13 protein-coding genes are annotated in these 15,386 nt (G+C 51.4%); all 13 read right to left on the reverse strand.

Annotation, left to right across the window (positions count from 1 at the left end):
- Nucleotides 1–94: 94 nt before the first annotated feature.
- The 13 genes from PG862_RS11150 to PG862_RS11210 all read right to left on the reverse strand — a co-directional run bounded on the left by PG862_RS11150 (nt 95) and on the right by PG862_RS11210 (nt 15,328).
- Nucleotides 95–1,270 (reverse strand): aminotransferase class I/II-fold pyridoxal phosphate-dependent enzyme, encoded by a 1,176-nt coding sequence (locus PG862_RS11150; protein ID WP_270707411.1) that lies wholly within the window; start codon nt 1,268–1,270, stop codon nt 95–97.
- Nucleotides 1,267–1,749, reverse strand: coding sequence for an Lrp/AsnC family transcriptional regulator (locus PG862_RS11155; protein ID WP_022358850.1), 483 nt, complete (start codon nt 1,747–1,749; stop codon nt 1,267–1,269). Before PG862_RS11155 ends, PG862_RS11150 begins: the two co-directional genes overlap by 4 nt.
- Before the next feature lie 14 nt (nt 1,750–1,763).
- Nucleotides 1,764–2,381: an AIR synthase-related protein gene (locus tag PG862_RS11160; protein ID WP_243023782.1), complete on the reverse strand. Its 618-nt coding sequence runs from the start codon at nt 2,379–2,381 to the stop codon at nt 1,764–1,766.
- A 115-nt stretch (nt 2,382–2,496) separates the two neighbouring features.
- The gene (locus PG862_RS11165; protein WP_243099948.1) at nt 2,497–4,014 is read right to left on the reverse strand and encodes a VanW family protein; all 1,518 of its coding nucleotides are present in this window, start codon (nt 4,012–4,014) and stop codon (nt 2,497–2,499) included.
- A gap of 127 nt (nt 4,015–4,141) precedes the next feature.
- Nucleotides 4,142–4,867 (reverse strand): 3'-5' exonuclease, encoded by a 726-nt coding sequence (locus PG862_RS11170; protein ID WP_118673274.1) that lies wholly within the window; start codon nt 4,865–4,867, stop codon nt 4,142–4,144.
- Between the two features lie 263 nt (nt 4,868–5,130).
- Nucleotides 5,131–6,954 carry a B12-binding domain-containing radical SAM protein gene (locus PG862_RS11175; RefSeq protein WP_270707413.1) on the reverse strand — a complete coding sequence of 608 codons (1,824 nt, stop codon included), beginning with the start codon at nt 6,952–6,954 and terminating at the stop codon, nt 5,131–5,133.
- A gap of 4 nt (nt 6,955–6,958) precedes the next feature.
- On the reverse strand, nt 6,959–8,047 hold the full coding sequence (locus tag PG862_RS11180) for an L-threonylcarbamoyladenylate synthase (RefSeq protein ID WP_107001827.1): 1,089 nt from the start codon (nt 8,045–8,047) through the stop codon (nt 6,959–6,961).
- Nucleotides 8,048–8,215: 168 nt separating this feature from the next.
- On the reverse strand, nt 8,216–8,953 hold the full coding sequence (locus PG862_RS11185; RefSeq protein ID WP_333563212.1) for an N-acetylmuramoyl-L-alanine amidase: 738 nt from the start codon (nt 8,951–8,953) through the stop codon (nt 8,216–8,218).
- A gap of 87 nt (nt 8,954–9,040) precedes the next feature.
- Nucleotides 9,041–9,913, reverse strand: a complete 873-nt coding sequence (locus PG862_RS11190) for a YitT family protein (protein ID WP_107001826.1) — start codon at nt 9,911–9,913, stop codon at nt 9,041–9,043.
- 110 nt (nt 9,914–10,023) lie between these two features.
- Nucleotides 10,024–11,478, reverse strand: coding sequence for a sigma-54 interaction domain-containing protein (locus PG862_RS11195; RefSeq protein WP_118293786.1), 1,455 nt, complete (start codon nt 11,476–11,478; stop codon nt 10,024–10,026).
- A gap of 149 nt (nt 11,479–11,627) precedes the next feature.
- Nucleotides 11,628–12,995: a sodium/glutamate symporter gene (locus PG862_RS11200; RefSeq protein ID WP_270707415.1), complete on the reverse strand. Its 1,368-nt coding sequence runs from the start codon at nt 12,993–12,995 to the stop codon at nt 11,628–11,630.
- A 152-nt stretch (nt 12,996–13,147) separates the two neighbouring features.
- Nucleotides 13,148–14,317, reverse strand: coding sequence for an alanine dehydrogenase (locus PG862_RS11205; protein WP_107001824.1), 1,170 nt, complete (start codon nt 14,315–14,317; stop codon nt 13,148–13,150).
- Nucleotides 14,318–14,650: 333 nt separating this feature from the next.
- Nucleotides 14,651–15,328, reverse strand: coding sequence for an RraA family protein (locus PG862_RS11210; RefSeq protein ID WP_270707417.1), 678 nt, complete (start codon nt 15,326–15,328; stop codon nt 14,651–14,653).
- Nucleotides 15,329–15,386 lie beyond the last annotated feature (58 nt).

Consider the following 15,386-nt stretch of genomic DNA (forward strand, 5'->3'; position numbering starts at 1 on the left):
GGTCTTCCTATTTCATTGCAGCAGCGCTGCATCTCTATCTCTTCATCACCGCCGGCAAAACTTCCTGCAAGTCTGCCCTATTCCAAAGCGATTTCTACGCTTCTGTCTTTCCATCCAGCCGTGCCACAAACCGCTTGATGCGCTCGATCGCCTTCTGCAGATCCTCCAGCGAATACGCATAGGAAACACGCAGATAGCCCTCGCCGCAGTTTCCAAACGCGGTGCCCGGCACAAGCGCCAGCTTCTCTTCCTGTAACAGGCGGTTTGCGAATTCATCCGAGGTCATGCCAAACCGTTTGATGCACGGGAACATATAAAATGCTCCATACGGCTCGAAACAGTCCATGCCGAGCCCCCGGAACTCTCTCAAAAGATAGCGGCGGCGCTCATCGTAGGCTTTCTTCATGCGGGCAATGTCCTCATCGCCATTCCGCAGAGCGTCAACCGCTGCATACTGGCTGGTGGTCGGCGCACACATAATCGCAAACTGATGGATTTTCAGCATCTGTTTTAAGATAAGCGCTGGAGCTGCCGCATAGCCGAGACGCCACCCGGTCATCGCATATGCCTTGGAAAATCCGTTGATCAGCACCGTGCGGTCACGCATCCCGGAAATCTCCGCGATGGAAACGTGCTTGCCGCTGTAGGTCAGCTCGGAATAAATTTCATCACTCAGCACAAACAGATCCTTCTCCTCAATCACCTTCGCGATCGCCTCCAGATCGGTGCGGTTCATGATCGCGCCCGTTGGATTGTTCGGGAATGGAAGAATCAGCACCTTTGTTTTCGGTGTGATTTTCTCCAGCAGCTTCTCCGGCGTCAAACGGAACTCATCCTTCTCCTCCAGCTCGATAATGACCGGCGTACCGCCCGCCAGCACCGTACACGGCACATAGGAAACGTAACTCGGCTGCGGAATCAGAACCTCATCGCCCGGATTGAGCATCGCGCGCAGGGCGATATCAATCGCCTCGCTACCGCCGACCGTTACCATCACTTCTGTATTCGGATCATACTCAAGGCGCTGACGACGTTTCAGATAATGGCAGATCTCCTGGCGCAGTTCCTTTAAACCAGAGTTCGACGTATAGAAGGTACGTCCTTTTTCCAGCGAATAAATGCCCTCTTCGCGGATATGCCACGGTGTATCAAAATCCGGTTCGCCCACGCCCAGGGAGATCGCGCCCTTCATCTCGCTGACAACGTCAAAAAACTTCCGGATTCCGGACGGCGGAATATTTACAATCGTATCTGATAATGGGTTTCTCACGGAACAATCAACATCCTTTCATCCTGAGGACCGTCGCAGAGAACGGTACCATGGTCTTTGTATTTTTTAAGAATAAAATGGGTCGCGGTACTCAGCACAGAATCGATCGTGGAAAGCTTTTCTGCCACGAACTGTGCAACTGCACGCATGGTTTTCGCCTCGATCATAACGGTAAAATCATAGCCGCCGGACATCAGGTATACCGAGGTCACCTCGCTGTACTGATAGATTCTCTCGGCAATCTTGTCAAAGCCCATCTCGCGCTGCGGCGTTACCTTTACTTCGATCAGTGCAATGACCTTCTCCTCATCTGTATTATCCCAGTTAATCAGGGTATGGTAACCGCAGATGATATGTTCATTTTCCATTTCGGCGATCTCCGCCGCGACCGCAGCTTCATTTTCCCCGAGTAAATCCGCCAGCTCTTTGACGCTGATGCGGCTGTTTTTTTCAATGACCGCTAAAATTCTCTCTCTCACTTTACTACCTCCTGTTAATGGGATTTTGGTAAGTCTTTCATTTTATCTATCTCATCCGGTTTTGGCCGGTCAAGAAAGCTATGTACTTCGCCGCTGTAAATCTCGCGTCCGATCGCTGTGCGCGTCCGACCGATGAGCGCCGCCGGAATGCCCTCTCTCTCCAGATTCTGGAGCAGTTTCGGACCGCTAGACGCCGTCAGCAGAATGCAGCCCTGGGACTGTAAACGGTATGGATTGAGGTCAAATACCTCGCAGACCTCCACCGTCTCCTGGCGGATCGGAAGTTTCCTAAGATCCATCTCAAATCCGAGTCCGAATCCATCAAAAAAATGCCACAGCGCTGCCATGACGCCGCCCCCGCCCGCCGGATACCACGCAGATGCGCCGAGACGGGTCAGCACTTTCCGCTCTTTATGTGCAGCAAATGCCTCCAGAAGCGGAGACGGATTCCATTTCTCATAGAGATTCTGGCATTCTCTCACATACCGTGCAGAAAATCGGTTCAAAAGCGCCGCCTCGCCGCTTTTTGCCGCCATCGAGGTACCAAGAAGCGCGGTGTAACCGACCGCCAGAAGATCCTGCTCGGCTTTCATCTCCCCGTATGCCTCGAAAATTTCATCTTTTATGTTCATTCTGATTCCTTTCCCAGCTTCACATTCAAGTACAGTAATTTTCTGCGTTTACCACGCCATGTTACCACAAATCTCTGCTCTCATACCATCACTATATATGATCCGATATAAGCTATCACTCCATCGGCGGCGCTGCTTCCTGCGCCGGACCGGCTGGTCCCTGCGGCTGTGCCGGGGTCGGCTCCTGTGCTGCCGGTGCTTCCGTCGGTGCCGGAACCGGATTTTCCGGCTGTGGCGTCTCAGGATGCGGTGTCTCAGGCTGCGGTCCAGCCGGAACCGCCGGTGCCGCAGCTGCAACGGCCGGACCTACACGGTAGATCGCCTTCGATGCCATATAGGTATCCGTCTGCAGCAAGGTTTTCTCCGTCTCCACGCCGTCCACGTAGACGTATTTCCAGAGCCGTGACTGCAGCCCATAGTGCGCCGACTGTTCCTTCACCCTCGCACCCGGCTTCAAAGATGCGTCCACCTTTGTGATCGGCTCGCCCGGATCCTTCTTCGACAGTGTCTCCGAAACGTATTTGATCGTCCGGTTTGCCGGCCGTGTCTCTTTTCCATATATCGTAAATGAAATAGTCCCGCCGTTCACTGCCCCTTCCATATAGATCGGGGTATCGTATGGATTTTTAAATTTCAGATCCTTATAAGTACCCGCGATCGCCGAATCCTGCGATGCCGGAACGTAAGTAACAATCATCGAATGATTCTGGCGCTGGGTGATATCCATCTCCGCCAGAAGCGCTGCATTGTAGAGCGTCGTGCAGATCTGGCAGGCGCCACCGCCGACCGTATCGACTACCTGACCGTTCGCATAAGAACCTGCCGATGCATAGCCATTTTCCACCGTAAATGGGGTCAGCCATGTATAAGCCGAAAATTCTTCTCCCGGCATCAGAACCGTGCCGTTGATCTTCGCCGCACCGTTCCGCAGATTCTTGGAACGCGACACATTTCCCGGGTTGAATCCGGTACTGAATGTTCCAAGTGCATCCTGAATCGTAGATAATGCCTCTGTCGTGCGGGTCGGCTCTGCATTTTTGACTGTTGCATCCACCGAAACCGGTTCCGAAAGACCGCCCGCGAGCGCCTCATTCAGTGCTTTTGTCGTCGCATCTATGTCCACTTCCTGTCCCGCCGAAGACTGGCTGACCTGAAAGACTCCATTTTCATGCGTGATCACAGCGTCCTGCGGCGCTGTCGTAAATTCCGCGCACCGGGTCTGCACAAACTCGGCAACCTTCGCTTCATCGACCGCTGTCTCAATCTGCAGATCCACGCCGGACTGCTCTAATTCCTTCTGATTCAGATACCGGCGCAGAAGATTTCCGCCGGAAAGTTTCTCCACTTCCTCATCAATCTCGTTCTGGTTGACCCAGGAAAATCCCAGCTCCGCCGCCGTCGTCTGAACCTCATGACCTTCTACCCGGATCGAAATGGTCTGATTTTCCATCTCCCCGATCGATTTCTCAATCGTCTGATCCGCCTCTTCCCGTGTCATCCCGGAAAGATCAAACCCACCGACCTGAAAGCCCGTGGGAATCGTCCCCGCTGACGCGGTGCCCGTACCGGCTATAAGCAGTCCCATCACTGCCGCACCGCATACGCCTGCCATCCAATTTCTTTTTTTCATCATCTACCGAACCTTTACATCATAAGACCTGCCAAAATGGTTCCCGCTACCATCGCTACTACTACGATTATAATAACAACCGCTGATACGATCTGGCGTGTTTTCTGATTTGAAAATTTAAACATATCTCTCACCTCTTCTGCATTCTGCCATGCTGCGCGATAATCTGATCCGTAAGTCTCGAAATCTCATTTTTCGAAAGCGAATCAATCTGCGCAGATAAATTTATTCTATGATATTTTAGTAATTCCCGCAAGACTTCTTTTTGCTTTTTTGACGCGGGCTGTTCGCGTTTTACCTTGTAAATCAAAGGCTGCGGTGCAAACACCTCCGGCACTTCCAGAAAATACCTGTTTTTAAGCTCCTGATACAGATGGTGCGCCGCCAGCGCATCCGAAAGCGCCCGATGGCTCTCGCCCGGATCCACCGTAAAATACCGGCACGCGGCTGCCAGATTCTTTTTTTCCTCCTCTGGCATAAAATGGCGGCAGATTTTCAAGGTATCAAGCCCCGCATGCTCAAATGTATACTTCCGGTTGACCGCCGCCCGCTTGAGAAAGCTGAAATCAAAGATAACATGATGCCCCAGAAGCGGCAGCTCCCCGCAGAATGCCAGAAGTTCCGGCAAAACTGTATCCAGCACCGGCGCATCCTTCAAATCATCGTCACAGATTCCCGTCAGCTCCCGGATGCGCGCATCCAGCTCCCGCTCCGGGTTGACAAACGTCGAATACGTCTGCACCACGGTTCCATCTTCCACCCGCGCCGCGCCAATCTCGATGATCCGCTCGGTCTTGGGATTTAACCCTGTTGTCTCCAGGTCAATCGCTATATAAGAATTGTCTGTTTTTTCCATTTTATTTATCCATCGTAACTGTTCAGTACCTTCACAGTCACGCGCAAAAATCCATTAAAAATTGCCTACGGCAATGGGATTTTTGCCTGCTGGCCCATGTTTTCGTACGGTCAGCGCAGAAAATGCACAGACCTACTGAACAGTTTACTATCCATCTAATTTAAAATATGGCTGTCCTACATTTCTTCTCGTTCGCAGATGTTCAGACTGCCGCCATCCGCAATTTCTTTTTCCTGTCTTTCTCTGGAAAATCCCATTTCTCACTATATTTCATCCTGTGAAATGGAAAATGCCGCCGCATTGCCAAACAGAGCATCCCGGTTTTTGTAATCAAACAGCACAAAGCTTCCGTCTTCCATCCGCTCTAAATGCGCCATTTTCGCCATCTGCCTGGAATCGTATGCCTCGTAGCCCTTCAAATAACGGCGTTCCTTCGCCTCGCGCATGAAAAACTGCTTCGTCTCGTTCTTCCACTCCGACGGATCCGGTGCAAAAGATGGACGGCTCTTGACGTTTTCACGGAGGTAGAGGTCATACATTAAAAGATCCTGATAGGATGTCTCATTGATAGAAAAAATTTCTGCCCGCTTCCTCCATTTCTGAATGAACCTGTATAAAATCTCATACCGTGCCAGCCGGTTATGGCTCACTCCATTCAGTCCCTCTTCCTCATAAAATGCCGCCAGGCGGTCATACAAATCAAACGCATCGCCCCATTCCTGCGACAGGCATTTCATCGTGCGGCGGAACTGCCCGCTGTTGTAATAGACCTCGACCATCTCTTCCACACCCTTGAGACGGATCACCTCTTCATAGGAAAGCCAGTTGGTTCTAAGCACCTCATACGGCGGCTTGCTCTGGCTGAGCAGACCGTATTTCTGCTTCATTTCTTCCATATAGGAACCTTTCAGCACCTTCAGAAAGCCAAGCTGAAGCTGTTCCGGCTCCATTTTGTATACATCATTGAAGGAACGATGAAAGCTCTCGATATCCTCATACGGAAGCCCCGCAATCAGGTCGAGATGCTGATGGATGTTGCCAAAGGTGTTGACCTGCGCCACACGGCGCGCCACCTTGTCCAGATCCATCGTCCTCCGGATCTCCTTCACAACCACCAGGTTCGTCGTCTGCACACCGATTTCCAACTGAATCAGCCCCGGACGCATCTGTTTCATCAGCGCCAGCTCGTCATCATCCAGAAGGTCCGATGAAATTTCAAAATGGAAGTTGGTAATTCCATTATCGTGATCCAGCAAATACTGCCAGATCGCCATCGAATGGCTCTTTTTGCAGTTAAACGTCCGGTCTACGAACTTCACCTGCGGCACCTTCCGGTCAAGGAAAAACTGCAGCTCCCTTGTTACCAGCGAAAGGCTGCGGAACCGCACTTTTTTGTCAATCGAAGACAGACAGTAACTACAGGAAAATGGACATCCACGGCTGCTCTCATAGTAGATAATGCGGTGTTCCAGCCCGCTTAAATCTCCGTAGGAAAACGGAATGTCGTCCAGATTCATGAGCGGTGCCGGGCGATGAACCTCGACGGTATCGTCCGAACAGCGTAGGACAATGCCGGGGATCTCTGAAAAACAAACTTCCGTCCCGCGCTCACACGCCTCCACCAGCCGCGTAAAGGTCTCCTCGCCTTCGCCCTGCATGATCAGCTCGACCTCCGGCAGCTCATCCATCAGGTGAACCGCGTCATACGAAGCCTCCGGACCTCCCATCCAGATGCGGACCTGCGGAAGAACCTTTTTCAAATCGTGGATCAGTTCCTTCACGTAAACGATATTCCAGATATAACAGGAAAATCCCACCACATGCGGTTTTCTCCGGTAAATATCCTGCAGAATCTGATCCATCTGGTGGTTGATGGTGTACTCGCCGAGATCGATCTGGATTTCCGACACGGTTTTCGTTCGATTCGCGCCTTCTGCTGCCTCCGAAACCATTTCCATTCCAACAGCCGCACCCTGCTCATCCTTCTGTCCCAGCCCCAGCCGCTCCATCGCATACCGTCTCAGGCTGTAAATTCCCAGATTTGAATGTATATATTTGGCATTAATCGCCGCCAATAAGTACCGCATCGTCTCACACCTTCAAAATATGATAGCCAGCCGCCTTATTGAGCCGGTTCATAATCGCCCGTCCTAAATTGTCTTCCGAAAATCCTTCCGAAAAGATATATTCCGCGCCGCGATCGTCGAAATCGCGCAGAACCGCATACAGGTTGTGTGCAACAGTCTCCTGACGCGCCCGCGCACCGATGCTTTCCAGCATCCCCGCCGGGTAACGGTCTTTCGTCTCGTCCGTGCAGATAATTCCAACCTTGCGCCCTTCTGCCAGCTTTTCGCCTGCCAGGCGGTTGATCGTCTCCACAACTGCCTCCGTCTCGCCCTCGACCAGTGTCAGATCGGCTTTCGGTGCATAATGGCGGTATTTCATTCCCGGTGCTTTCGGGCGCACGTCCGCGCTGACTGGTCCTAAAATCGCCGGATCAATGCCGACTTCCCCGACCGTTTCACGCAGCATCTCCACGGTAATCGCACCCGGTCTTAAAACCATCGGCATTTCCTCCGTAACATCCACGATCGTCGATTCCAGACCAATTCCAACCGGACCGCCGTCGATGATCGCATCGATCTTTCCGTCCATATCCTGAAGCACATGATCCGCGCGCGTCGGGCTTGGGCGTCCCGATGTATTCGCACTCGGAGCCGCGATCGGCACGCCGGACAGACGGATTAACTCTGCCGCGATCGGATCAGACGGCATCCGGATTGCCACCGTGTCAAGCCCGCCGGTCGTTCCATACGGCACGATCGCGCTCTTAGGAAATACCATCGTCATCGGTCCCGGCCAGTATGCCTTTGCAAGCTTTTTGCCATTTTCCGGCATATTCGATACCAGCGGCGCGATCTCCTCCAGACAGGACACATGCGCGATCAGCGGGTTGTCAGACGGGCGTCCCTTCGCCGCATAAATCTTCTTCGCTGCCGCCTCATCCAGCGCATTCGCCCCCAATCCGTACACCGTTTCCGTCGGAAATGCCACCAGACCGCCCGCGCGGATGATCGCTGCCGCCTTCTCAAGCACCTCCCGGTCATGCGCCGTAAAGTCCTTTGGATTTTCTATCTTCCACATCTGGGTATGAAGTTCTTTTTTCGTTTCGTTTTGCATATTGACTCTTCTTTCTACTATCTCACAATGAATAAATCTATCTTCCGTACTAAGCTCGAAAATACCTCGCTAAGTACTCCTAGTATGCGCGGCATGACTCGTACTAAGCTCGAAAATACCTCGCTAAGTACTCCTAGTATACACAAGATTCCTCGCCAGTTCAAGGTTTCAGCGCCCATTCAGATACTCCATAATCCCCATATGCAGCGTATACGCCACGCGGTCCTGGTATTCTTCTGTTTTCAGCAGTGCCGCCTCTTTCCAGTTAGACAAAAATCCGCACTCGACGATGACAATCGGACATTTGACGTGGAGCAGGAGATAATAGCTGTCATTCGGTTTGGCTTTTCTGCGGTTCTGGTCTCCCAGTGCATAGTCGAAGCGCTTCTGCAGTATTTCCGCCAGCCGTTTCCCCTTCTCTGACTTCCGGTAATAAAATACCTGCGCACCGGATACATCCTCCTGGTGGTAGCTGTTCTGGTGGATGCTGACGACCAGATCCGCGCCGGATTCCTCGACGCGGGCGCAGCGGTTTTTCATGTCGGACATTTTCCGGCTTCCGGCTGACGTATCGTAAAGTCCCCGGTCATCCTCCCGGCTCATCACGACCTCCACATCCGACTGCTCCAGATACCATTTCAGGCGCTTCGCGATCGCCAGATTGATGTCCTTTTCCAGGCTTCCGTCCACACTCACCTTTCCCGGATCAAAATCCCCATGTCCGGCGTCCAGGAACACCACCGTCTTTTTCTTCCCAAGCACAGCGTCCGCCCCCGCTGACGCCAGCCCCGCATACCGTGCCGCCAGAAAGACGCCGCAAAATAAAAGAAGGCAGACTGCCAATTCCACTGACAGCCGCCTTCGCATTTGTTTTAGAAACGGGTGTGTTTCAAACCATTCGTTCAAGTGCACCGCTCCTGATGCATTCTTATGATATCTATATTCGCCTTGTTCGCGGCATATCCCGCTATTTTCTAATTCCAATCCCGGCTCCTACTGCTGTGCCTCCGCTACATCCTTAAACCCAAGTCCAAAAATGCCCGAGGTTTCCTTCACAATCACAAACGCATTCTCATCCGTCTCCGCAATAATGCGTTTTAAACGATTGAACTCCGTTTTGCGGACAGTACATAAAACCACCGTTGTGTCCTCGCCGCTGTAGCCGCCCTTGCCCGGAAGCAGCGTTACCGTACGGTCAATTTCCTTAATGACACGTTCTGCGATTTTCTGCGGGTATTTCGTCACGATCGACGCCTCGCTTCCGGCATCATTTCCGTAGATGATCATGTCGATGACCTTCGTCTGCGCGTACAGGGAAATCAGTCCGAACAGTGCCGCATCGACATTTCCAAAGACGAAGATCGAGGTGGAGAGGATGATTCCATCGATCATCATCAGGGCGCGCCCGATCGAGACATGCGGATATTTCTTCTGGAGCAGGTAGCCGACCACATCGCTGCCGCCCGTCGTCGAACCGGACAGAAAGATGAACGCCATGCCGACGCCGACCAGAATGCCGCCGTAGAGACTTCCCATAAGCTGGTCGCCCATATAAACCGGAAAGACCGGGGCGATCACGTAGTCAAGCACCACCGAACAGATTCCGCACGCAAACGCCGTCCGCAGCGCAAAGGCACGGCTCAAATGAAACCACGCCAATATTAAAAGCGGCACATTGACCATCAGTGTCAGCCGTCCGACCGGCAGGTTCGTCACATGGTTTAACATCAGTGCCACGCCGACCGCACCGCCCGGCGCAATATTCGCCGTCTCAATAAAGCTGTGCGTGCCGATACTGTAGATAAATGCGCCCAGAATCAGATATAAAAAATCTTTTACAGAATATTTTCCAATGTATTTCTCCATTTCTGCATTTCCTCCTGTTATTCTGTCTGAGCGTTCCATCCTTTCCGGGCTGATTCTGCTGGTTCTGCTTCCCGCATCGTCCTCAATTTTCCGTATCTATCCTCCATCGCTCAGATTTCTTTTTCCTGTTTTTCCTTCGCCTTTTCGCCCCGCAGCTGGCTCGCCTTTCTCTGCAGCGTCTGCCTCGGCACATCCAGAATCCGCGCTGCCTCAGATATATTTCCGTGCGCCGCCTCCAACGCCTGCCAAATCAGTTTTTCCTCATAGGCAGCCACCGCCTCACGAAGCGACGAGCAGAGTTTTGGAACTTCTTCCAGGCTTTCCGGCGTCTTTTTCCTGTCCGCCTGCTTTTCCAGCAGAAGCTTTCCCTTGATGTCTTTATACTGGAGCAGGGCGCTCGTCTCATCCACCATGCTCATGCCGTAAACGATCACGTGTTCCAGCTCCCGGACATTGCCTGGCCAGTCATATTCTTCCAGTTTTTTTAGCAGATCCTTTGACACATACTGAACCTGCTTGTGGAACGTGCCATTGTGTTTGTTTACATAAAACTTGACAAAATGTCCAATATCCGCCTTCCGTTCCCGCAGCGGCGGAATCCGGATCGACATCATGCTCAGACGATAATAAATATCGCGCCGAAGCTGTCCTTTCTCGATCGCCTCAAGCGGTTCCACATTGGTCGCCGCAATGATCTTCACATTCGTGCGTTTCGTCTCACTGCCGCCCAGGCTGCGGAAACTGCCGTCCTGCAGAACCCGCAGAAGCTTTGACTGCAAAAACAGAGGCATCGAATTGATCTCGTCGAGAAACAGTGTTCCGCCGTCCGCCAGCTCAAAGAGTCCCTTATTTTCCATTGCCCCGGTAAACGCGCCCTTGGACGTTCCAAATAAGATGCTTTCGAGCAAGGTATCCGGCAACGCCGCACAGTTCTGCGCGATAAACGGTTTATCCCTCCGTTCACTGGCATTGTGGATCGACTGTGCAAACACCTCTTTTCCGGTTCCCGTTTCCCCATAGATCATAACCGGCAGATCGCACGCCGCCACCACCGGTATATAGTCTCTGGCATTTTTCATTTTTTCATCCACCGCGATGATATCTTCCATCGTAAAAGATGCGCCGCTGTGTTTTTTCAGCTTTCCAGCGCCGCCGACCGGGATCTGTTCCGAAGTCAGTTCCACACTCTCCGGCTCTTCCTCGCCGTCTGTCATCTCCTCCATCGACAGATCGATCGCGCCCACCACGGCGCGCCCGCTCTTGATCGGAATCGAAAGAGAGCTGATATGGATGCCCTCCTGCCCCTTGGTCTGAAGCAGTTGATTTTCCACGTAAACCGGCAGTCCGACCTCCATCGCCCGGATCATGCTGCTGTTCTTAGCGTTCAGGTTTTCAAATACATCGAAAAAATTTTGTCCCACCAGCGCCTGATAAGCTTCTCTCTCTTTCCGGTTTGAAAATTTACTATTTAACTTTGCTGAAAACAGAATCTCGCCATCCAGGTTGATGATCGTGATTCCGTCAATATATCCTTTTCCATGAAATAACTGTCTTAAAAACTCCATGCATTTCTCCCCTGTCTGAAACACCGCTGACCGGAATCACGCGCCAAGTCTCACGGACGTTCGACTTGAATCTGCGTTCATCCGGCCTGACAACGGTGTTATGTTTACACCTGTTCCAAGTGTATCAGAGGAAACAGGCAAAGACAAGTTTATCCGATCTCCTCCACACCTGGGCGATCCAGCGGAAGTTTCAGCCACCACCATTTAAATACGATATTTGCGATGATGCATGCTGCCATGATTACCAAATAGATGCCGATAAACTTCCAATGGCTGCCATTTAAGAGCATCATCGGTCCCATCGACCACGCAAACATCTCTGCCGGAGTTGTAAACGGCGCTGCAAATGCAGTATCGTTCAGCGTCTTGGAGCGGTTTTCCGGATCAACGATTCGAAGAAGGATGAAGCCGATCGCAAAAACGCCCGTTGAATAGCCAAATACGAAGATCGCGCGCTCAAACCAGCTGCCGCGGTTCATCGCCGGACCAAAGAACATCAGAGTTGCCACTACGATTACAATACCGCAGAGCAGAAGAAGTGCCAGCGGAGCTGCATATTTAACGATAACTGCCAGTTTGATGGAAGCGATTCCGAAAAACACCAGATAATCCGTCGCAGTACCGGAGATACGTCCCACTACATTTTCATCAATATAATCACCGACGCCGACTTTTCGGAAAACGAGGAACATCACGATCGCGGTCAAAAATGCCATCAGGTAATTCGGCAGATCCAGACCGATCGCTGCATAGATTCCCTTGCTGAGTCCCACACCGATACCGGATGCGATCAGCATCACTGCCAGATGCCATGCCAGCGGATCCAGGACGTTGGATGAAATAGTTTCCTCGCCCATCGACTTGCGCTCATTTTTGGGCACCAGACCACAGCGCAGATCATCGGAGATCTGATTGAAGCCTTTCATATATTTGGTCCAGCCCTTTTTCGTTCCCAGCTTGATGAAGAACAGACCGCCAAAGATACCCGATAAAATACCAACAGTTGCACAGGTCATCGCGATATCCATTGCATCCAGATCACCCAGTCTCTCAAACGCGGTACCAACAGCCGCTGCCGTTCCGTGTCCGCCGGAGAAACCAGCTGCCAGCAGCAGACCGAAGCCATAGTTAATGTTCGGGAATAATTTCGAAATTACTAAAATACTAAACAACGGTGCCAGTGAGAACTGAATCGCCTGTGCCAGCACTTTATAGGAAAAATAAGAACCAATCCGGTCAATTTCCGCTTTAAAATCTTTCTTATTGAAAGAAAATCCATTAATTCCGACACCTGCGAAAATCAGGATAATCAGAACACTTGCATAAGAACCAATATTTTCAGAAAACGGCAGGATTCCCAGTCCCTGCGCCCCGAGTGCCAGCGCGATAAATCCGGCTATCATACTAGGCGGAATAAAAAATTTTTGCACCAACGGCACTTTTGCACGTAAAAGCTGACCAACCGCGATAAAAAACGATGCGACCGCAAAGTCCACTAAAATGTCTGTAACACTCACAGATACCCCTCCTATTCTTCTGTATTAAATGCGCCTCCAGCTATTTCCCATCCGGAAGCGCTTCTATTCTCCCCTCAAATGGCAGAGCGCTTTTCATCCGTATCCCCATACGTTTCACGAAAAGCGTTCTGCCGGTATCCTTTATCTGAAAATCACTTTTCTAATTTGATAAAGTTATCCGAATGGCTCTTGGTTGCCGACGGAGCCAGATCCAGTTTCTGATCTGCGATCTCTAAGATGTCTTCCGGACGAACCCACGGTCTGCCCTGGATGGCACTTGTCTCCTCATGGGTTAAGTATCCCTTGTAGGTGGTTAAGCTGCGGCGCAGGAAACCATCCTTTGCACATGCCTGCGCCACGCCATTGTTGATGATGCTTCTGAAGTGCGGCAGTACGGATGCTGCGTATGCGATCGAGGTAGACTGGGAAATTGCACCCGGAATGTTGCTTACGCAATAATGTACGACGCCCTCTTCGATGTAGCGCGGATTTTCATGGGTGGTCTCATGGAACGTCTCGATTGCACCATAATCGTTGCTGATATCTACGATAACGGAACCTTTCTCCATCGAGCGGACCATCTCGCGGTCGATCATGTATTCTTTGGCATCCTTCGGCCATCTAACACAATTATACACGACATCGATCTCCGGTAAAATCTTTTTCAGATTATAACGGTTGGAAATCTGGGTATTGACTTCCTCATTGAACTGTTTTCCGATATCACGCAGGGTTCCGATATTAATATCCATAACCGTTACCCACGCGCCCAGCGCATGAAGAACAGAGATTGCTGCGCGTCCTACCACGCCGCCTCCAATGACCAGCGCCTTAACGCCCGGAGCACCGCCGAGACCGTTGACGAATTTGCCCTTGCCGCCGTTGATGGAGAGCAGGGATTCCAGACCAAAAAGTGCGCCCGCCTTACCAGCTGCCTCGCAGTTCGGTGAACCGTAACGGTGGGAATCTTCTGCGGTAAATGCAATACACTTGCTGTCGAGAAGTGCCTGTACCTCCTCCGGATGTGCTGCCGGATGGATGCAGGTAAATACGATCTGGTTTTCACGGAGCAGCTTGTACTCGCACGGTTCAAACTCTTTTACCTTTGCGACGAAATCGCAGGTTGCATAAATTTCTTCCTTTGTATCAACCAGCTTCGCGCCCTCTTTCACATATGCCTCATCCGGGAATCCAGAACCTTCGCCCGCGCCCTTCTGAACGTAAACCTCATTGCCGTCACCTACCAGCATGCTTACCTCTGCCGGGGTTGCGATGACACGGTACTCGCCTACTTTGATGTCTTTCAATACGCCAACTTTCATAATGTGTTCCCTCCATGTAATATATTTTTCTTTTTGCTTGATACTTTTGCTTGATACTCATATATACAGCAAGTTCCGTGCCAACTTTTACGTTTTTCGATTTTATTTAATATTTTTCTTTTTTATTTTCCAAAAAATTCGAGGTTTTCCTTGTAAATACAAGGTTTTTGTCGAATTAAAATTTTTATTTATTTTTTTGATAACCTTCCAGGAATGACTCGTTCTTGTCTCATTTTTTCATAATGTAAAAAAATGACCCATTTATGAGCTTTTATGTGCTCATAAATGGGTCATTCAAATTTTATTTTTAAGTCATATGCCGATTTTTGAGTCCTACTGCCCAACTTCCGCCGCTGCCAGCTTTCGCGACTCCGTCAGCGTCTTTCCCTCGCGCAGATGAACCACCACGCGCTCCTCGCGCTTCGCGATCCGGGAGGCGGATTCGTAGACTTCCGCGATCTTTCCGGACGGAACCACGACCACGCCGGTCCGGTCCATCACGACCATGTCGCCCGGAAAAATCAGGACGCCGCAGAGCGTCACCGGCACATCCACGCCGACTGTCTCGATATCGTAAGCGCTCTTGTTCGGTGCAGTTCCGGCGCTGTATGCCGGAAAACCAAATGCCGCGATGTCATCGGTATCGCGCAGGCAGCCGTCGGTCAGCTCGCCTTGCACGCCGCGAAGCTGTGCCCGGAGTGCCAGCAGGTCACCGCCCGTCGATACATCCATAATACCGCCCATGGAAATCACCAGCAGGTCGCCCGGTTCCGTTTTGTCATCAATCACTTTTCCGTGCTTTGCCAGGTTCACGCCGTCCCACGGCGTACTCCGGCGCTTCTGCAAAATCGTGCGGGCAAATCCGGCTGCACGCTTCTGGGAGGGATCGATCGGATGAAGTCCCAGCACACTGCCACGTTTTAAACCAAGTCCGTCCATGGCATCTGCCACATTTCCGGTCGGGAGGGCGCTATAGCGCTCCACCCACATCATTCTCTCTTCTGCTGTCATATTTTCCTCTTCCTATTCTCAAACCATATCTTTACAGGCTTCTGCCCGGCTCTTTCAT

Origin of the sequence: Clostridium fessum, from assembly GCF_027698965.1 — a bacterium.
Lineage (GTDB): Bacteria > Bacillota > Clostridia > Lachnospirales > Lachnospiraceae > Otoolea > Otoolea fessa.